27 protein-coding genes and 1 pseudogene are annotated in these 19,314 nt (G+C 37.9%); 1 reads left to right on the top strand and 27 read right to left on the bottom strand.

All coding sequences use genetic code 11. The annotated features are described in order from the left end of the window. Positions 1-77: 77 nt before the first annotated feature. The 24 genes and pseudogenes from AB5618_RS15890 to AB5618_RS15775 form a co-directional block, all read right to left on the bottom strand. Positions 78-914, bottom strand: a pseudogene (locus AB5618_RS15890) (type IV secretory system conjugative DNA transfer family protein); the annotation flags it as partial. Positions 915-1,033: 119 nt separating this feature from the next. Then, positions 1,034-1,516, bottom strand: coding sequence for a PcfB family protein (locus tag AB5618_RS15885; protein ID WP_059085509.1), 483 nt, complete (start codon positions 1,514-1,516; stop codon positions 1,034-1,036). 124 nt (positions 1,517-1,640) lie between these two features. After that, positions 1,641-2,447 (bottom strand): hypothetical protein, encoded by an 807-nt coding sequence (locus tag AB5618_RS15880; protein WP_005426603.1) that lies wholly within the window; start codon positions 2,445-2,447, stop codon positions 1,641-1,643. Continuing rightward, positions 2,444-2,749, bottom strand: coding sequence for a helix-turn-helix domain-containing protein (locus AB5618_RS15875; RefSeq protein WP_227094345.1), 306 nt, complete (start codon positions 2,747-2,749; stop codon positions 2,444-2,446). The genes AB5618_RS15880 and AB5618_RS15875 overlap by 4 nt, the downstream gene beginning before the upstream one ends. Beyond that, positions 2,727-2,921 carry a hypothetical protein gene (locus AB5618_RS15870; protein ID WP_005426607.1) on the bottom strand — a complete coding sequence of 65 codons (195 nt, stop codon included), beginning with the start codon at positions 2,919-2,921 and terminating at the stop codon, positions 2,727-2,729. Before AB5618_RS15870 ends, AB5618_RS15875 begins: the two co-directional genes overlap by 23 nt. Positions 2,922-2,980: 59 nt before the next feature. Next, positions 2,981-3,268, bottom strand: coding sequence for a DUF6809 family protein (locus tag AB5618_RS15865; RefSeq protein ID WP_015541255.1), 288 nt, complete (start codon positions 3,266-3,268; stop codon positions 2,981-2,983). Next, positions 3,234-3,620, bottom strand: a complete 387-nt coding sequence (locus tag AB5618_RS15860) for a DUF6050 family protein (RefSeq protein WP_005426609.1) — start codon at positions 3,618-3,620, stop codon at positions 3,234-3,236. Before AB5618_RS15860 ends, AB5618_RS15865 begins: the two co-directional genes overlap by 35 nt. After that, positions 3,617-4,696 (bottom strand): DUF6017 domain-containing protein, encoded by a 1,080-nt coding sequence (locus AB5618_RS15855; protein ID WP_059085508.1) that lies wholly within the window; start codon positions 4,694-4,696, stop codon positions 3,617-3,619. The genes AB5618_RS15860 and AB5618_RS15855 overlap by 4 nt, the downstream gene beginning before the upstream one ends. 22 nt (positions 4,697-4,718) lie before the next feature. Beyond that, a complete protein-coding gene (locus tag AB5618_RS15850; protein ID WP_059085507.1) occupies positions 4,719-5,606 on the bottom strand; it encodes a ParB/RepB/Spo0J family partition protein in 888 nt (295 codons plus the stop codon). Continuing rightward, positions 5,599-6,375 (bottom strand): ParA family protein, encoded by a 777-nt coding sequence (locus AB5618_RS15845; protein ID WP_005426615.1) that lies wholly within the window; start codon positions 6,373-6,375, stop codon positions 5,599-5,601. The genes AB5618_RS15850 and AB5618_RS15845 overlap by 8 nt, the downstream gene beginning before the upstream one ends. A gap of 23 nt (positions 6,376-6,398) precedes the next feature. Continuing rightward, positions 6,399-6,575, bottom strand: a complete 177-nt coding sequence (locus AB5618_RS15840; protein WP_005426617.1) for a hypothetical protein — start codon at positions 6,573-6,575, stop codon at positions 6,399-6,401. Further along, positions 6,575-7,033, bottom strand: coding sequence for a DUF6075 family protein (locus tag AB5618_RS15835; protein ID WP_005426619.1), 459 nt, complete (start codon positions 7,031-7,033; stop codon positions 6,575-6,577). Before AB5618_RS15835 ends, AB5618_RS15840 begins: the two co-directional genes overlap by 1 nt. 408 nt (positions 7,034-7,441) lie before the next feature. Beyond that, positions 7,442-8,608 (bottom strand): AbiH family protein, encoded by a 1,167-nt coding sequence (locus AB5618_RS15830; protein ID WP_148462449.1) that lies wholly within the window; start codon positions 8,606-8,608, stop codon positions 7,442-7,444. Between the two features lie 253 nt (positions 8,609-8,861). Beyond that, positions 8,862-9,110 carry a tyrosine-type recombinase/integrase gene (locus AB5618_RS15825; protein ID WP_331464869.1) on the bottom strand — a complete coding sequence of 83 codons (249 nt, stop codon included), beginning with the start codon at positions 9,108-9,110 and terminating at the stop codon, positions 8,862-8,864. Positions 9,111-9,228: 118 nt separating this feature from the next. Beyond that, complete coding sequence (locus tag AB5618_RS15820; protein WP_026648813.1) at positions 9,229-10,800, bottom strand: recombinase family protein; 1,572 nt, start codon at positions 10,798-10,800, stop codon at positions 9,229-9,231. Next, complete coding sequence (locus tag AB5618_RS15815; protein ID WP_368366911.1) at positions 10,797-12,488, bottom strand: recombinase family protein; 1,692 nt, start codon at positions 12,486-12,488, stop codon at positions 10,797-10,799. The genes AB5618_RS15820 and AB5618_RS15815 overlap by 4 nt, the downstream gene beginning before the upstream one ends. A 1-nt stretch (position 12,489) precedes the next feature. Next, positions 12,490-14,181 (bottom strand): recombinase family protein, encoded by a 1,692-nt coding sequence (locus AB5618_RS15810; RefSeq protein ID WP_015568865.1) that lies wholly within the window; start codon positions 14,179-14,181, stop codon positions 12,490-12,492. A 108-nt stretch (positions 14,182-14,289) separates the two neighbouring features. Beyond that, positions 14,290-14,538: a DUF6870 family protein gene (locus tag AB5618_RS15805; protein ID WP_015568866.1), complete on the bottom strand. Its 249-nt coding sequence runs from the start codon at positions 14,536-14,538 to the stop codon at positions 14,290-14,292. Beyond that, the gene (locus AB5618_RS15800) at positions 14,519-14,899 is read right to left on the bottom strand and encodes a type II toxin-antitoxin system PemK/MazF family toxin (RefSeq protein WP_015568867.1); all 381 of its coding nucleotides are present in this window, start codon (positions 14,897-14,899) and stop codon (positions 14,519-14,521) included. The genes AB5618_RS15805 and AB5618_RS15800 overlap by 20 nt, the downstream gene beginning before the upstream one ends. A gap of 153 nt (positions 14,900-15,052) precedes the next feature. Further along, positions 15,053-15,226, bottom strand: coding sequence for a hypothetical protein (locus AB5618_RS15795; RefSeq protein ID WP_227155772.1), 174 nt, complete (start codon positions 15,224-15,226; stop codon positions 15,053-15,055). Positions 15,227-15,479: 253 nt separating this feature from the next. After that, complete coding sequence (locus AB5618_RS15790; RefSeq protein ID WP_172677211.1) at positions 15,480-15,953, bottom strand: sigma factor-like helix-turn-helix DNA-binding protein; 474 nt, start codon at positions 15,951-15,953, stop codon at positions 15,480-15,482. A 326-nt stretch (positions 15,954-16,279) separates the two neighbouring features. Beyond that, positions 16,280-16,711 (bottom strand): hypothetical protein, encoded by a 432-nt coding sequence (locus tag AB5618_RS15785; protein ID WP_015568869.1) that lies wholly within the window; start codon positions 16,709-16,711, stop codon positions 16,280-16,282. Positions 16,712-16,715: 4 nt separating this feature from the next. After that, positions 16,716-16,928: a sporulation initiation factor Spo0A C-terminal domain-containing protein gene (locus AB5618_RS15780; protein ID WP_029732086.1), complete on the bottom strand. Its 213-nt coding sequence runs from the start codon at positions 16,926-16,928 to the stop codon at positions 16,716-16,718. 150 nt (positions 16,929-17,078) lie between these two features. Continuing rightward, positions 17,079-17,396, bottom strand: a complete 318-nt coding sequence (locus AB5618_RS15775; RefSeq protein ID WP_055282712.1) for a helix-turn-helix domain-containing protein — start codon at positions 17,394-17,396, stop codon at positions 17,079-17,081. A 179-nt stretch (positions 17,397-17,575) separates the two neighbouring features. Here AB5618_RS15775 and AB5618_RS15770 point away from each other — a divergent pair, with 179 nt between their 5' ends. Continuing rightward, positions 17,576-17,782: a DUF6219 family protein gene (locus tag AB5618_RS15770; protein WP_008688150.1), complete on the top strand. Its 207-nt coding sequence runs from the start codon at positions 17,576-17,578 to the stop codon at positions 17,780-17,782. 76 nt (positions 17,783-17,858) lie between these two features. On the opposite strand, the gene AB5618_RS15765 is transcribed toward AB5618_RS15770, so the two are convergent. The 3 genes from AB5618_RS15765 to AB5618_RS15755 form a co-directional block, all read right to left on the bottom strand. Next, positions 17,859-18,230 (bottom strand): hypothetical protein, encoded by a 372-nt coding sequence (locus tag AB5618_RS15765; RefSeq protein ID WP_054356898.1) that lies wholly within the window; start codon positions 18,228-18,230, stop codon positions 17,859-17,861. Between the two features lie 9 nt (positions 18,231-18,239). Continuing rightward, complete coding sequence (locus AB5618_RS15760; RefSeq protein ID WP_008688147.1) at positions 18,240-18,812, bottom strand: hypothetical protein; 573 nt, start codon at positions 18,810-18,812, stop codon at positions 18,240-18,242. Positions 18,813-19,062: 250 nt separating this feature from the next. After that, positions 19,063-19,302 (bottom strand): hypothetical protein, encoded by a 240-nt coding sequence (locus AB5618_RS15755; RefSeq protein WP_005344271.1) that lies wholly within the window; start codon positions 19,300-19,302, stop codon positions 19,063-19,065. Between the last annotated feature and the right edge of the window lie 12 nt (positions 19,303-19,314).

The following is a 19,314-nucleotide window of genomic DNA, read 5'->3' as shown; positions in this document are numbered from 1 at the left end:
CCAGTTCACAGACTGGTTATTATTTAATAAACCAACACTGTGCGCAGACTTTTTACCGCCTGCGAACGTGTCGCACTTACCCAAAAATCCTCACCTGATTGCTGCCCTTCACCTTTGGTATTAGCAATAATGGTTGTTACCAGTTTTAGAATATCTTTTTCACTGCGGATATATACAAATGGATTATAGTGCATGGATTTTTTGAAGTTAATTGTATTCAAAACTTTGATTTTATACGGTTCATATATAACTTTTCCCTCTTTGTCCCGCACGATTTTTCCATTCTCATCCGTCATCGGACTGCCTTTTGCCAGCATACTGCCAACTTCCAGAAGCACAGTTCCCTTCGGATCAGTAATCACATAAGAGCTGTGCATCTGCATAATGTTAGGCTTTACAAAAAATCTGGTTTTTCCAGAACCGGAACCGCCAATTACCAGAATGTTTTTATTCCTGGCGTATTTCGGATTCTTTGGTCTGCTTGACATAGTAAGACTCTCTGTTTCTGTGAGAATAATATTATTTTCAAATTCAGGATCAGCATATGGTCGTATATCTTTTTCTGTTCCCCATCTGGCAGAACCATACTCCACACCCAGCCGATATTTCCTGGCATTTTTCGTGCGGTAAATAATAATAAACTTTACAGCCACGCCTCCTGCGATTCCACACAACAAATCTATATGATTCAAACTTGGCCAGAGATTCTGAAACGCCAGTTCAAAATAAGTAATGGTATTCATCAATTTATCCCAAGAAGTTGCTCCGGTGTTTACCCTATACAGCCAGGCAATCTTATTGAAAAAATAAGCAAACATCAGATAGGGGAAATTAGCTAAAAACAGCTTTTTCTGATCTGCCCTCTTCAATTCACTTGCCTTGTCCGTAATCAGATTTTTCACATCCGCAAGCATTTTTCCTGGGATACTCTCTGAAGAAAAAACAGCTTTTCCAAATATTTTTCTCTTTTTCGGAGAACCTCTGATATGCTGAACTTTTCCTCTTTTCTTCTTATGCTGCTGTTTTTTCTCCGTCATAAACTCTGCCCTCTGTCTTTCTGCTGTTCTCTTGCTCGTTCTCTGTTCTTTCCTTTAGACACAGCATCCTTAAAGTGCATAAGTTTTTTCATAATAGATGGTTTATCCTTTTTGTTCATCTGTACACCCAAATATTTCTTAAATGCCAGATTCATCATTTCTGTATCCTGTCCTTTAAAGAACACATAGTAGGTCGGTGGCTTGGTCGAACTGTCTTTTTTCAAGGCAAAATCTAAACGGTATTTTTTCGCCACACGTTCAAAAGACTTGATATTTCCATCTGTGATCTCAATATTAGATAAACCAGAACCCTGGCTTTTCAATTCTTTGTATGACTGTTTTCCAACCTTATAAGAATTCTTTCCCTTTTGCTTCTGTCCTGACAGATACTTCCGCAGCATATTTTTTAACACGTCGGCAGTCACTCTTGCAGTTTTAACCGACAATGCGATTGTTTTCTGAGTAACTTCTTCCTGCAATTTGCACGCCTCCTTTCGACTCTGATCAGCAAATTACGGTGGTACTAACAGATGGGGGAGATATATTTTCATTGGAATTTGACTCCTTTCCACTTCCCGACAAATTGTCGAGAAGTCATGGGTTTTAATTTTTCACTGTCTGCTTCAATAAATAAATTGTGCTGAACTGCACATATAACTTTTCTTCTTCCCAATCCATCTGATCCATCAGCAGGCATTGGAATAATACATCTACATCCTGCAATTTATAAATCCTGTTGCACGTTTCTGACAAACCTTTTAATTCCGGAATCTCTTGCATCGCATTTCGTCTGTGCATAAGACATTGCAAGTATAATGCTTCAAGATGTTTCTGGCTGAAAATAAGTGCTGTCGTATCCTGTTCATTGACTGTACATTTACGTTTTTCTAACTCTTCTTGGGAAATGTCCAGAAAACACCGGATATTTTCGACATATACATCACCATCAAATGTTGGATGCTTTTTCTTAATCCATCGTTTTGCCGCTACCTCCATATTCTTTCTGTCTCGATCAGATCTGGCACTACGGAAATTCAGCCTTTTGCCCATTTCTGCATAGATATTACTTTTCACCTGCCGCTCTGCCAAAGCTGCGTATTCTTCATTGCGAAAAAAATAATCTAAAAGTTGGTTCATCTTAGCCTGACTATCTACCAAATGATAACATTCCTCGGAAAACCCCAAACCTGCAAATGCAACTGGCGCACTTCCTTTTTTGATTTCTTTTTCAATTACTCTTAAAATGTCTCTCTGTGATTCCATTTCTCGGTTTCCTCTCTCTTCTTCATTTTTCTGATTCTTTTCACAAATCATCAATAAATTTTCATCTGCTCTTTTCGCTGTCAGTGTCAGTGAATAACAAACAAAGATCAGCAACAGTGATACCAATGCACTTCCAACACCAATCATAAAAACTTTTCCCCCACCAATACATGAAGCAATCCGTCCCATTTAAAAAACGGACTGATTTTTTTCAGCATAGCAATCAAGTCCGCTTCATTTTCTATTTCAATATCCAAAAATTCTATTACACTAATTTCAAGTCCATCCGCAATTTTCTTTAATTGTTCTACTTTCGGCTTTCGTATGCCTATTTCATACTTCCGAATTGTATTCACATTAATTCCTGTTCGTTCTGCAAGCAGCTCCTGCGATAGCCCTCTCTGTTTCCGAAAATAACGAATCTTTTCATTTATCTCCATGTCTTTCATCTGTTGAACTTCTCGACAATTTGTCGGGAAGTTGTTCCCTTTCCCAGTTTTCTTTTCCTTCATATCCATACATAGATATTTCCTCATCCAATAGCCTTGCAACCATAAAGCAACAAGACAGCAAAAACAAAAGCACTATTCCTGCCATAATAATAATTATCAAATCAATCACATCTCATCCTCCTATGTAAGCGGTACAGAAAAAGCAGCCTTGACAGACTGCTTTTTCAATCACCATATTCTATTTTTGTTCTCATGTAAAAAGGCTTCCGAAATTGTGCGAATCCCAAACGCTAATCCATCTATGTAAGCGTCTCTCTGTTCTGTTTGTTTAAGATTTAAAGTATATTCCTTGTAATCCTCAAACATTGCCTGCAGATCCGGACTCATTAGACTTATCATTTCCTTTTCTAATGTTTCACACAGTTCCTTTGTCTCTTCATAACTTTTACTTTGTGTCTCACATTGATTCATTGGATAAATGCTATAATACAATTTTTCCAGTTGCTTTTCGCTCATTTTTGATCACCATTTCTTTCAGTCTTTTTATGATCCATATAATTCCAGAAATGCCGTTTTTTAGCAAAATGCCTGCTACAGCTAATAATCTCCAGGCAAGAACCCCTATTCCAATCAAACTTCCTACCATCAGTTTAAGTACCACCAAACCAAGCATTTCCCCTGTCCCCACATTTCTTGGAACGACCAACAAAAACATTTTCTGGATTCCGAAAGGTATTCCCACAAAAAGCAATAATTTTCTCCAGTCTAATATTTCACCATTCATGCACATAGGGTGAACAATTAAGCAGATAATCATAGCTATTGCACCAGGAATTATCAATTTTGTTATAATTTCTTTTCCTCTCATATGCCACCTCCGTACATATCATGATTTACTTTTGCCTGGTAATAATTGCCTATTGTCGTTATTGAATTCATAAGACAGGTAAGCAAGTACGCTTTTATGTTCTTTACTTCCCTGGTATTCTCATGCAGACAATCAAGTACATACTCTATGTGGCTTTCTTCCAGCAACAATAATCTGCTTTTTACGAACTGATATGGGTATTTCACTCCACTGATCGTAATATTCTCCCGTTCTATGCTGATTGTTTCCACAATTAGTGCCACAATTTCATCCAACTGTTGCTGTTCCCCTAGTCTGCATCGTTGTACAAGACAGTCATATTCAATATTTCTTTTTACAAGTGCAGTATTCATCTGGAATAACTCCATCTCTTCCATCAAATCCATTGACTGCTGTTCGGAAGAATCTGAAAGATTGATAAGATCAGTATTATTCCTGTCCGTATTACTAATATCAGTATAATTATATTTAGTATTAATTGGGTCGATTTTTCCGACCTCTGTAGTTCTGATTTTTCGACCACGATAAGTCGTATTTTCCGACCTCTTGAAGTCGATTTTTCCGACCCCTTGAAGTCGATTTTTCCGACCACGATAAGTCGATTTTTCCGACTCCGATAAGTCGACTTCTTCGACCTCTCGATTTTGTTGAATACTCTCTTCGGATTCATCATTGTTTTTAACATCTTTTGATGTCCTTAAAATAAAGTTCTTTACATAAATAATATCCGGTTTACCAAATCCTTGTTTGACTCTTTCAATTAATCCGATTCCCTTTTTGGTATCCAGTTCTGCAAGCGTTTTCATTGCTTTATCTCTTCCACAATTCATATACTGAATAACCTGTTCAACAGTAAAAATAATATAAACCTTACCCTCTTCATCAAACCACTGATGTCTGATAGATAAAGCCATTCTGTCCAGCATCAGCCCATAAAGAACCTTTGCATCGCTGGACAGATTACGGAAATATTCATCTGTGAATAATACTTTGGGAATACGGTAAAAAGCAAACTGTTCCGATTCATAATCGTGAAAATAACCAAACTCTATTTTTGTGCTTTCGGATTTTGCCATTTTGCTTTCCCTCCTTCCCTCGTTATTGGCTTTTCTTCCAGTTATCAAGCAGTTCATAGATAACCTGTTCAATCTGTTCTCTGTTATATTCCTTTGGAAAATACTTTCGTATTTTCTTTTCAGTTAAAGTAACTTTTCCTGTCTCTGTTTTCTTTTCATTCAGAATAAGCTGTACCGCTAATTCTGTCAGATTACCTTCATCGCTGTATTGCTTCAGTTTTGTCGCCATTGAACCTGTAACAGAGCTTGCTCCAGACACTATGCAGTCTTTCACCCAAATCTGCTCCGTTTCTGATAAATAGGTTAATGAAACACCTACTGTAAAATTAATCTTTCCTTCATCCAACAATTTCAGCAATTCCGGAATAAGACAGGTCAAGCGTATGTAACGCTGAACGGTTCTTCCACTGTCACCGGCAGCCTGTCCAACCAGATCTGCACTGTCAACAGAAGCTGCGTTTTCGTCTTTTATGCCCTGATGTTTTACTGCATCCATCTTCATCTTATAAGCATATGCCTTTTCGCTTGGAAGCAAATTTTCTCTCTGTATATTAGAATCCACCATAACGATTACGGCTTCATCATCGGTATAGTTCCGTATGAGTACTGGCATTTTACTTTTTCCAGCCAGTTCGCAACCACGTTTTCTCCTGTGACCAGCAATCAGTTCATATCCTCCCTCTGCGCGAGGACGTACCAATGCAGGATTTAAGATGCCATAATTCTTGATACTTTCTACTGTTTCAGCCATTTTTTCATCATCATTTACATGAAATGGATGATTTCTAAAAGGATGTAACTCATTTAATGGCACTTCAACAATCTGATTAAGAGTATTCTGTTCAGCTTCATTGATTCCAAGCAATTCATCATAAGAAGTAAGCTGAATTTCTTTCTTAGGTTTACGCATGATTCAGCACCTCCTGGACAAGTGCTTGATAACTGTACGCACCTTTTCCTTTTGCATCGTAAGAAAAAATACTGACACCTTCTGATGCAGTTTCGGCAAGAGCTTCTGTTCTTGGAATTGTCTGATCAAAAATTATAATCTCTGCTCCATAAGCATCTCGTACTGCCTGCTTATTTCTCTTTGAATTATTATAATGACTGCTGTCCATTGTAAACAGAATCCCTTCAATCTGTAAATCAGGATTAAATCTCTGATGAATGCCTTTCACAACTTTCAGTAATTCCATGAGGCCATCTGCCGCATAGTATTGAGGCTGCACCGGAATCAAAACGCTATCAGCTGCACTTAACGCATTAATTGTCATCATTCCCAACGAGGGCATACAATCAATCAGGATATAGTCATAATCATTTTCCAAAAGTTCCAGATATTCTTTTAAGACTTTTTCTCTGTCCTCTACCGTAAATAATGACATGTCCATTCCCGAAAGAAGTTTATTAGATGGAATTACATCTATTCCTTCCTCATGGTGTAAAATTGCTTCCCTGGGATCAAATTCTAATCCCATAATGATATTTTCCATCATTGTTTTCAATGTTACCCTTAAGTTCTTTGGAAAACCAAGTCCCATTGTCAAATGTCCCTGTGGATCAGCATCTATCAGCATTACACGTTTTCCAACCTTAGACAGTCCTACTCCAAGATTAATAGTGGTTGTAGTCTTTGCTACTCCACCTTTTTGATTTGCGATTGCGATTATTTTGCACATGATATAATTCTCCTGTTTTTCTACTATTTTTTATTTACATTACTTTTTTCAATTTCAGCATAAGCTCTATAATATTTGCTCGTCCCTTTATTGGAATAAAGTTCCGATAATTCCATAACTTCAATTTTAGGATGACGCTGCAGGATTTTCTGAAACCATGCAATATCATTTTTTGTTCCCATCAGTCTCACTTTCAGCATTAATCTATTCCTCCAAGCATGGCATGTAACTTTTGATTGTACACTACATATTCCGGATAACGGATCTGTATTGCCTGCCAAAAATATGGTGCATATACACAGCAGAAGATATCCTCTACTGTATACTGTCTGCACTCGTTTACCTGTTCCTCTGCATCTTCATAATCCCAAACGCTTGGCGTGCTGTTACAGTACAGATTAAATGCCATCCTTACCACTTTTAAGCTACCGCTTGTCTGCCATCCTTCATGTAAACATTTCGTTTTAACAGACCCCGTTTTAAAATTATAAATTCTGTCAGCATTTTTTCTGGTATCTCCATTAATACCCAGACAATAACACAATGCCTTATGGTACACATCCTGATACCGTACTTCTTGTAATTTTTCATAGTAGAATTTTTCATGTGCATCACTGATAAAAATAATGTTTTCTGCTCCTAACGCTGTACTTTTCATTTTGAACCTCCTTGAAATAAAAAAGGACCTTACCAATTGTTCTACCAATTAATAAGGTCATACTATATGTTACTTTTCTAAATTCGTGCTAGGGATTCCTCTCTTTAGTAAAAACTTAGTAAAACATCCCTACTGGTTCAAAAATATACTGTAAAATCAAGGTTTTTCAGAATTTTGCTAAGGTAGTGCCGTGGCAGATGAATAGAACTTTTATCATTGTTTTGTTTCTCCTTGTTTTGCCCTGAACCACTATAGAATGCCCCGTTTTGCAAGGGGTTCCGGGGTTATTGTGATATGCTCTGAAATTACAGATTGTGGCAAATCAGAGCAGAATTAAGCAAGTTATTAATACCTGTTAGTAGTAAAATTGGTAGTAAAAGGGAAAGGTTTACTACTAAGGATTTTTCCTTATTCCGCCTCCGCAGATTTAAGTTCTACGAATTTAACTCTCTCACTACCAGTCTGTTCAATTACAAAGTCTTTACCAAACATTTCTATCAATGAAATAACCAACTGTTCATACGCATACTGGCTATGATAGAAAATAGTAATTTCTGAAACATATTTTTCAAGAAAGAAATCCTTCAATATTTCTTTGTCTGTCATTCCCAAAGAATGACCCATAATATATACTTTAATCGGAGTATCTTCCAAAGTGGTAACTTCTTTTGGAATCCATGTTTTATAATATGCCCCTGTTTTCTTTTGGATTCGTTGGAAATACTTCTGAAAATAAACATAATCTAAATTATTGAATGCATTATCGCTTACGCCTAATACAATATCATCGTTTGCTAACGAACCGTGCACTTGATGATTTGAATTTGCGCTGCCATAAACACTTTTATATGTATATGTGTAATTAAAGTTAAGCAAATTTATATTTTTCAATTCTTTAATTTGTTGTGAAAAACAAGACACCTTTATATTACCAACAAATTCTCTCATATAAATTGTTAATGCTCTTATCAAGTCATTCAACTCAATTTTTAATTCAGCAAGTAATTGGATTTTCACATCTTCATACACAATTTTCTCTATATCACTTTTTGAATATAATCCCACATTTAAAGGCATCGCCTTTGAATGTGTCATCACACACTTTATCGCCTTATACATTGTTGGATTAATCACCTGTGACATTACTTTTCCTTCACACTTATAAATCTCACATGTACAGAACTCCTCTACCAAAACAAGTAATTTTTCTATCTCCGCCTCAAAATCAATCCATCCCTCAGAGGAATATCCAGTTTCTATAAAATATTTTATCCATACATTTCGTGAAATAATGTCCCCTAAAATTGATATACTTTCATTATCCAAACATATTGCATGATTAGCAAAATCCTCTAACGCTTCCTCTGTCAGTTTTCCATATTCGTTTACAGATACACTAAATTGTTCATGCTCTGTTTCACTTCTCATATTATGACTTTTAATAAGTTGTTCAGTGTACAAAGAGTAAAACTTTTCCCAATTTCTTACCAAAAACAGGAAGTCTGTATATCTTGTTGGTAGTTTATGATACAAATCGAATCCATTTCCTATAATCAACACATTATTATTCATCATAATTACCTTTCTCTTCTAATTGTTTTTCTTTATTATTGTCTTTCAGCTTTAACAAATATAGTAATGCATATGCCCGATTATACAAATATTCAATGAACTGTGAATCATTTAATGCTTTTCTTCCATATTTCCCCTTCACTTATTGTATCGACAACTCTGCATAATATATACACATATTATATCGTCATTTTCACTTCTTTTCCACAGAAAAAAAACGCCCTAGCCTAAGCCAGAGCGTTACCTATCTTCTATATTAAATTACCTTGAACATCTTCTGCGACATCGGTTTCTCTTTCTTCTGCTCAACCTCCGCCTGTGCCTTCCTAAACTCTTCCATCCGTTTCAATTCTTCCTCAGCATCATCGAATCCGATATGCGTGTACACATTCATTGTGACCGATATATCCGAATGCCCCATGAGGTATTGTAATGTCTTTGGATTCATTCCCGATTTTGCCATATTCGAACAATAGGTGTGTCGGCATACATGTGGATGTGTCAAGTATAGGACAAAAAAAATTTTATTTTTTTCTGCCGAAGACTATCTGACGCTTCCATCAGGTAGTCCCAGCACCTTTATTATCTTCTGGTAAGTCATTCTTGTCCTGCTCAAGTTACCTCTATTCTGAAAAAATATCGTCAAAATTCCATTCGATTTCGATTTCATCCTGACTATGAACACGGATCACCTTGATAATCTCACGCAGCTTCTCTGTATCGAACTTCTGAATTCCCAAGAAATCTTTTAGTTTTATTTTATCAGAAAGTTCATTTTGTTCAAGAAGCTTTTTACTATTCTCCGCATCTTCTATCTTTCGTTTTATTTCCTCCAGCTGTACACTTATCTTTCCTGCTCTCTGCTTATACGAATCACGATCTATACGACCATCTTTGTAATCATCATAGAGTTTCATCTTTTCCGAGGTCAACTGTCGGCTCTGTTTTTGCAATTCTGCGGTATTGATCTCTTTGTCGTCGCATTGCCTGTTGGAAGATACTTTCTTTTCTTTTTCCAATATTGACGCTGCATACTGATGAACAAGCCCAAGGATATTCTCCTCCAACGGTTCCCGCCGGATCACCAGACTTCGACACACAGGATCTCCATTGGTTCGGGCATCTGAACATTTCAGCAAATGCTCTGTTTCTTTTAGCAGAGAATGCCCGCAGTTAGCACATAGCAACAATGCCGGCTGTTTTTTACGTCTTTCCAGAGTAAAATTGGTACGTGATTCCGCAACACTTCTCTTCTTTTTCGGATGCATTTCATTTGCTTTTTCAAACAATGCCCTGTCTATAATTGCCGTATGATGATTTTCCAGGCGAACCCATTCTGTTTCATCATTCAGAACTGCTTTATGACCGGTATGCATACTGCAACGTGTTTTTCCCCAGATTCTGGTTCCAATATAAATCTCATCCCGGACAATTGCCGCTACTGTCGTAGGGCTCCAGTGTTTCTTTTTGATCGTGTCAAACCTCTGGAACTGCACCTGATCCCCTCTTGATAATTTCTGCTCATCACAAGTGGCAATCGCCTGTCCGTTCAATTCCCTTGTAATATCCGCAAAACTTGTTCCTTCCGCTGCCATCCGAAAAATCATTTTCACGACTTTTGCAGCCTCTGGATCTACTTCCAGCCTTCCATCTTTTCCTTTTTTATAGCCATATCTGGCATTTACCGGAAGGCGTGTACCATTTCTCGTTCTTGTCTGCAATGCTGATGAAATTTTCTTGGACAAATCCAGGCTATACATATTGTATACCAGATTCTGCAATGCTACATTCATTCCACCAGTCATTCCGCTACTTGCTGCACTGTCATAGCTGTCATTAATCGAAATAAATCGAATCTGTAGAAGTGGAAAAATATATTCAATATAAAATCCAACTTCCAAATAGTCTCTTCCAAATCTGGAAAAGTCTTTCACAACTACACAGCCGATTTCTCCGCTTTTCATGTCATCCTGCAGCTGTTGAAATCCCTGCCTTTTAAAATGAGTACCGCTGACACCGTCATCCACATATTCCAGAATATCCGACTCAACTACACCCAGCTCATCAATTACAAATGATTTTAACAGAATTCTCTGAGAAGTTACACTGTCGCTCTCTTTTTTGGCTCTGCCATCTACATTGTCATCTTCTGCAGACAAACGGATGTAAACAGCTGTTTTTCTAAGATCTGTCATCTTGACTGCGCCTCCTTCTCTTTCTTTAGTTTCTGTAAATCTGCAAACTGATCGTCATATACCAGCTTGATCTCATAATCATACTTACCATGGATAATAATTGAATCCACAAAGGCATCTGCCATTTCTTTTGTCAGCTTACGCTTTGACATATAAGTATGTATCACATTTCCCCAGCCTTCTTCAATGTGGTAATCCTGGGAATACCGAACCTGTGCCGCCAATACTGTGTCCAGACGGCTCTTGATATTCTCAATTTCATTGGAATAGATCCGAGAAAACTGTATGTATTCTTCTTCTGTAATCAAACGTTCGGAATAGTCTTCATATAAATCCGATTTACGCTTACTGATACGGCTTAGTTCCCGTCGAAGTTTCCCCACCTCTTTATCCAAAAGCAGGTACTGTGTCTGATTTTTGGAAGCTGCATTCATTTCCTGAATCATTTTTTCTGTATCCAATACGGTTTTCATATGCGTTTGGATCAGGCGAAGAACATCGTCATCCACATATTCTTTTCTGACTCTGTGCCCTTTGCATTGCTTTCCTCCGGATTTATGGTTAGTATTGGCTCCGCAGATATAAAAGAATGTGCCATTTCTTTCTCTGGACAACGTCATGCGGTTGCCACAGCCTCCGCACCATATCTTTCCTGTATAGAAATTATGGTTTCTAATAGCCCCATTGTTCTGCTGATGTTTCTTCTTATAAGCTTCCGTATATTCCTGGATTTTAGATTGTACCTGTTGAAACAACTCTCTATCTATAATCCCTTCATGCGTGTTCTCCACATGCACCCATTCACTCTCTGGTCGATTTCTCTGTTTATTTCCCTGGAAAACACTTTGCTGATATTTTCCAAATACAGAATCACCTGTGCAATGAACATCCTGAAGAACTCGTTTCACTTCATAATTGTTCCAGGGTTTTGACTCCGGAAGCGGCTTCTCACCGGTTTTATAGAATTTTCTCTGTAAAGTCGGCGATAAAACTCCATCTTTATTGAGCTGTCTTGCAATATCACTATAGTTCCTGCCATCCATATACATAGAAAATATACTTTTCAAATGTTCTGCAGCTTCTTCATCAACGATCAGCTGATGATGGTCTTCTTCTGACTTTCTGTAACCATACGGTTCCCAGGCACTTGTAAATTTTCCTTTTTTCCAAAGAGCTTTTTTTGCGCTGCTGCTCTTTTTGGCAAGGTCTTTCGAATAGAACTCATTGATAATATTCTTCAGTGGAACTGTAAGATCCACACCCTCTCTGAAGGAATCGAAATCATCTGTCACAGCCAGGAATCTTACATGAAAAAACGGAAATACTCGTTCAATATAGTTGCTGGTTTCGACATAATTTCTTCCAAGTCTGGACAAATCTTTTACAATAACACAATTGATTTTTCCATGCTTGATATCTTCCATCATCTGTACGAATCCAGGACGGTCAAAATTTGTACCTGAATAGTCTGAGTCCTTATAAACTTCCGCAACCGAAATATCTTCCGTATCTGCTACAAAGTTTTTCATCAATTCCACCTGGGTTTCTATCGTCCCTCTTTCTAATGTTTCTTCTGTTTCCATTGAAATTCTGGCATACAATCCTGCCCGGAATGGTCTTCTCACCTCTGTCTGGACGGTTGCACTGCCGACTACCGTCGGAATGTTTTTCCTACTCTTTCGTGCCATTTTATACAACCTCCTTTACCTTGACCTGCAGATTATTATCATCATCTACTACCGTATCAACTCCCATAGCCGGTAATTGATTCAGCAATGTCTGATAACAATCATCAAAATCAAAAGTGATCTCTATATTCTTTTTATCATATACTCTGATTTTCCTGATCAGTTCTACCACCACTGTGCGGGACAGTTCTTCAATATCCTGATATTTCACAAAATAATCCAGCCAGGTATTGGCATTGTCTGCTTTTTCCAGCTCACTATCCATTTCTTTCTGGATTGCACGGATACTCTCTTCCGCATTTCTAAGCCTCTTTCCATAGGCTGCATGAAGCTCTACATAGTCTTCTTTTGATACAATGCCCTCTTTCATATCCGAATAGAGCATCATCCGTAACTCCTTACAACGTTCTGTCTCCTGTTTTTTCTTCTCCAGCCTGTCCTGCAGCTTCTTCATATTGATCTCCTGAAATGGCACAGTACCAACAAATTCCAGGACTCTTTTCAGGTGCAGGATATTCTGGATATGCTGTTTCAGCATCACCAGTACGGCATCTTCCAGATCCTTTTCCGGTATTCTATGACTAGAACAGCGTTTTGTTTCTTTATTTGCGGAACATAGATAATAAGCATATTTTTTCCCTGCCACAGTAGAAACCTTTCTTGTCATAGGTGCACCACAATCCGCACATACAGCAATTCCGGACAACAGATATACCTGCTTTTGGTAAGGTGAAGTACGTGTATCCATGCCCAGAAGCCTCTGCACAATTTCAAAATCACGGTCACTCACCAGTGGCTCATGATTTTTCTCAATCCGGATCCAGTCATCTTCCGGTTTCACATAAGTCTGCTTCACTTTATGGTTCGGTGTTGTCCTTTTTCCCTGCACAAGATTTCCGATATAAACCTCGTTTTCCAGTATCCTACGGACTGTAACGGAACTCCAAAGTGCCTGTTCTTTCTGCCGGAAGCCAGTTTCATAATGACTGCCGCTGCTGATTTTATATTCAAATGGGGAAAGAATACCCAGTTCATTTAAACGATTAGCGATCGCATCCTGACTCATTCCCCGCAGCTTCATCTTAAAAATATCCTGTACTACACTGCCTGCAGATGGGTCAATCTCTAATTTATGCTTATCTGTCTTTGTCTTCCTGTATCCAAATGCTACAAACGGAGTCACGCACTCACCTTTTTTCCTCTTAATCTCAAGATTACTCCTGATCTTAATAGAAATATCACGACAATAAGCATCGTTGATTAAATTTTTAAATGGGATAATGATTTCGTCTGCCTGATTCTTTCCCTTAAGACTGTCATAATTATCATTGATAGCAATAAAACGCACACCAAGAGCCGGGAATAATCTCTCGATATACTTCCCGGAATCAATATATTCCCTTCCAAATCGTGATAAATCTTTTACCACTACGCAGTCTACAATCCCACGCCGGATATCTTCCAGCATTGCCTGGAATGCAGGGCGCTCAAAATTAGAGCCTGAGTAGCCATCATCAACTCGGACTGAAACAACTTCTATATCTTTTTTGTCTTTCAGGAAATCCAGAATCAAAGCTTTCTGGTTAGAAATGCTGTTACTTTCCAGTTTTGCTGAACTAGAAATATCGCCATCTTCTTTAGATAATCTGACATAGATGGCGGCATGATAGATTTTATTGATATTCTGATACATATCTTACCTCCTTTTATTACGTCAGAAAATCCATGTAATAAAAGGGGGCTGCATAATTTGTCCTTACTGACATTCTAACACAGTCCCCTCAATCTTGCCAGTACTTTTTCAGACACTCAGAAGCATATTCTCAAATGCCTGCTCCATAGATATACCGTTATTGGCAAATCTGACTTTTACTTTCATATTGCCGATCCGGACCAAATATGGATTTCCTACTTTATTCAGAAAAATATCTCTCCGTTCCTGAAGCGATTTATTTCTGTCTGCTTTTATCATCCGTAGATCAGTCATTTCATTGATATCTACATCACTGAAATCCTGCTCCAGATAGTTTCTATATTCCTCTGCCGTCATGCCCTTCTCCTTCCATTCCCATCTGAATCTGTACTGCTTTCAGTACCCGATCCAGGCTCCACTTATTTACTCTTCCGCATTTCTCAATAATACATTTCGTAGAAATGCTCATAACCTGTTCAGCCAGTGCCAGGCTTCCTTTTCGGATTCCCGTCATATCATATTTGCTGATAAATACATGTGTTGGCAAATACCGTTTCTTATAAATTCTTGATGTCAGCGGAACTACCGTTATGACTGAACTGTATGTATTGGCTTTATTATTACTCACTACGATCACCGGTCTTACTCCACCCTGAACAGATGTTGTAGGAAACATACCGAGATCTGCCCATAAAATATCTCCTCTGCGGATTGTCATTTGTCCTCTCTCCAATCTATTATTTTTATTTGTAAAGCATCCATAGCGCTATATTGGCTCCACAGGAATACGGCAGAGTTTCTTTCCCATAGGGAAAGCTCTGCCGCATAACCTCTATAGCCAATTTGATTATTAAACAGTGCTCGCTCGATTCTATTTATCCTCGATACCCCGAATCGTTACTCCCGCATATGCAGGAAGGGAATAATAACCTGCCCAGATGCATACTCCGGACCACAACCCGGAAACTCTCGTTTCCAGGCTCCAGCAGTTCATAGGTTTACCAGTTACAGACTTCTCAGGATCTGCAAGTGTATCGCATCTCATACATATCATCGCATCACCAGCCTGCCAGCTGGCTTCGGTCAGTGCTTTTTCGCAGCATTACAGACTGAACTAAAAATCTTTGTTTTGTCTTATAATCCTATAGCGGCATCTTCCTCGTGCTCTTTGCATGAAATGTCACGTCAGTTATTATTGGATATTCAGTTATCATGGTTCATTTTAGGAAGTCCTTTAACTTCCTCTAATTACTAAAGTCAAATGACTTTGGCAAATGCAAAAGATTTTGAAAAATTTTTTAAAAAAATTTATTCATATACATTTCACGCATCTTATTAAGAGTGGATTTCAGCTTGTATGACAGCATCTGTCTGGAAATCCCCATAATCTCCGCCATCTGTGTCTGTGTCTTGTTTTCAAAGAAAATGCCATAAATAATCATGCGTTCCTCTGAGTTCAGTTGATTGATCACTGTGTGAATATCCTGCTGTTCCATTTTTGTCAGTACACAGTGCTCCACATCACAGTTCAGATCTGGAAAATCCTCAATCATGAAGCCTTCTCCATCAATGGACTGACCGCTGTAAGGTACTTCTCTCAGCATCTTATCCACAACCTCACCCAGTTCATTCTTAATCTCAACTTTTTTTGCCTTGCTGCTTCTGTAAAAATTATTCATCGCATACGCAACTTCTTTTGTAATCTCGATCATTTCTCCATCAATATTTGCGTAATACTTTCCTTCGTAAAAATATGGGTGTTCAATATACATATCCGTTCCTCCTGAATTTGAAATCTTGTTGCTCGTTTCAAATCCAGAAGGCGGACCTCTGTTTAAGATCATGCCTGCTCCGCCTTTATCCTGCCGGGATACGCCCGCAGTTATTGGCTGAGAAATTCAGGCACGAAAAAAAGCCCCAGTAGTTTTTTCTTAACTACTGAGGCTTTCGTCTCTTTCTTGTATTCAGTTATCTATGCCTTCTTTCATCAGCATAATCATTGTATCAGGATAAAGTTCACAAAGTATCCGCAATATATTCCCATAAGTTCATATCATTATTGGAATCGTACATATTTCAGTATAAAAAGTTCATCGTGTTATTCTTCTACTTCTTTTCCATCTATATATAGTTGAAATTTATCAGGATGATTGACTACATCATAGTCCTTTCCGTATTCTACAGGTCTATATTCGGCTGTCATTACCGATTCCCCATCTTCAATATCCTCTTTCCATAAATAGATGTTCATATCAAGGCTCGTCGCATATCCCCTGTCTGTGGAGAATTTTGTCGAATAAAATGAATCATCCTTGTACATCTGCAAAAGTTCTCTTGCAAAAGCTTCTTTATCCCCGATATGTCCCCGGTTAGCAACCACTGTAATATTTTCATCTCGATTTACGGAAAATGTTCCAACTACATCCGGTTCGCCTTCCTTATGACCAGATTCAGATTTCCCATAAATACTTCCTGCAGCAATTATCAAGATCACTGCTCCTGAAATCAATGCAATTATCTTTTTCTTCATATTTTTATTTTCCTTTTAGTTTTTTTACTGCGTAATTGATTACTTCTTCCGGTGTGGGTCTGTCTCCTTTAAGTGTCATTTTCTTCCATTCTTCCTGCACAGCCGGATCGGGATTATCAAATCCTGCATCTATGGCTATCTGCATTTCTCTGCGTACCTCTTCTGGTGTTGTGTTGTACTTTTCTGCAATCTTCTCATAAATAGTTTTCTCTCTCATTCATTTTCCTCCAATATATAAGTAGAATTACACCTTGTTCTATGGAACTAATTTAGCATATTTCTATTATCATGAAAAGACACTTTACAACTTAAAGCTGAATAAAAGGTCAAAAAAAGAAGAGCTACTCGCTCTTCCCAGTTTGTCATATCACTCTTCCAATAATGTGTGAATTACTTTGATCATTTTTTTCTGCTCTTTGATCGGAAGTTTTTCAATTTTTTCTGTCAGCTCATTGGTAACACCTGTAACTGAATGTGCCACAACATCAATCAAAAGAGTATCTGCTGAAACATCTAATGCATTTGCAATTGTAACAAAGGTATCCAATTTTGTAACTTTCAAGCCTCTCTCTATTACACTCACATGCGTTGGACTTAAATTTACTAATGCAGCCAGTTCCTCTTGCGTGAGATTTTTTGCTTCTCGTGCTGATTTGATTCGCTGTCCTACTGCTTTCAAATCCATCGTAACACCTCCTCCAGAACGAATAATCGTTCTGAATTTAGTATACTTGTGGATATCTTAAATATACAGAATCGCAAAGCCAAGTTCTAATTCTACAGAACTATATTCAAAGTTTTTCTTTGCATTTTCGTAAAAAAGCGTTATGATTGAATCAGTTAAATCAAAGGAGGTATCAAATCATGAAATCACATAAATACTGGTCCTTAGGCGCACTTTTCTGTATGTTGGGATGCATTTATTCTGGAATCAAAAAATCTATGACTGCACATAAATACTTTGCCTATTCTTCATTGCTTTGTATGGGCATGTCCATTTATTCCGGTCACAAACTGGTTTCTCCAAAGAAGAAAAAAATCACTGAATCAAATAATAGTGAGAATAGTTAAATAAAAAATTGACCTTTATTCATCAAAGACAAAGTTGCTGGAGAATATTTTTTCTCTCCAGCAACTTTCTTTATCTTTAAGCCATTGAGATACAATACTGTCCAATCAGCTTCATCCAACTATTATATTTATTCTTTTCGCACACCTTTCGGCAAATTTCATTCTCCATCAATACACAGAACATCTTATCATAATCAAATGCCCAAACAGCACCATTCACATGGTTTTCCACTGCTTTCTGATCTATGCTTTTCAAGCGTGTGACCATTTTTTCAATTTCTCCATTTCCCAAGTTACCGATATTTTTGCAGATAAACCGAAAGAAATTCAACGTTGCATATTCATCATGCCAATGGAAATCTTCTGGATTGTTTTTAATTTTACTGGCTCTCAGCTGTTCTTTGATTATCTGAGCAGCTACACCTTTCATCGAATCTTCGTATCTCATATTATTCACCTACTCTTCCTCAACGCCCAGTGACGGTTTAAATCTTTTATCCTTTGCCTGCGGTACCACGATCTCATAAAAATAAAATCCTAAATACCCAAGTGCCTGCTTCTTCATTTTATAAAAAGAAGTCCTGCCTATTCCTAACTCCTGCTGTACTTCCACATCTGTCTTATTATAATGACTGCAAAAACAGGAGTGAAGGATTTCACTGAGCATCACACCATTCGGTGCATAGAACTTCACCAAAGTCATTCCCCGATAGATCATGTCCGACAATCCATAAATAATCATCAGATTATTCATCTCCCGGTGCATCTTTGGCACATTCAGCTGGTTGTTATAAATGCTCAGATAACTCAATGCATATGCCATATCTTCATTGATTTTCTCCTGGCATTCCATATCCAGTTCTTCTAACACAATCTGATTTTCCAAAATCAATTTCTGATAGCTTGTCATCAATTCTTTAATATCAGTATAATGTCTTTCGATTGTAACTTCCAGATAATCCTGTGCATGACTTGCCATCTGGAAGGTAATCTCTTTCATTGATTTAATTGCATAATCTCTGTCTGTCATCAGTTTCAAAATCTCCTTATCATCATCACACTAACTGGCGGTCTTTCAGACCAGTTCGCTTTCCCCATGATTTTGATGGGAAGCAATTACTTACTACAACTTGCAGAAGCGGATATCCAAAAGGCATTGTGGGAGCTGCCTTTGCTGACCGGAATCCATCTTCTTATGTAAAACCTACAGGAATATAAAGGGAAAGTGACTATCCCTGCCGATTAATAATCCAAATAATATCGTCTATACCAATCTCTCCTTATGCTGTTTTTCTCTCCATAAACCATTTATCCACTTCGTAAAACAAGTGGCTTTCCTGCCCCTGTATCATACAGGTGTACATCATTCCTACACCGCCTGCCTTTCTGCTGGCGCATCGCTCGATTTTCAAAATTCTGTCAATACTATATTTTCTTCCATCCTCCCATGTAAAAAATATGGGAACCAGCTGTCCGTCTTTCCGAAACTCTGCTACTACATCTACATATACTTTGTTCATGCCGACACCTCA

Origin of the sequence: Ruminococcus sp. J1101004sp1_RTP21198st1_B9_RTP21198_201120, assembly GCF_040924245.1 — a bacterium.
Taxonomy (GTDB): domain Bacteria; phylum Bacillota; class Clostridia; order Lachnospirales; family Lachnospiraceae; genus Blautia_A; species Blautia_A faecis.
The sequence above is the reverse complement of the archived record's forward strand: the minus strand, read 5'-3'. Positions and strand labels throughout refer to the sequence as shown.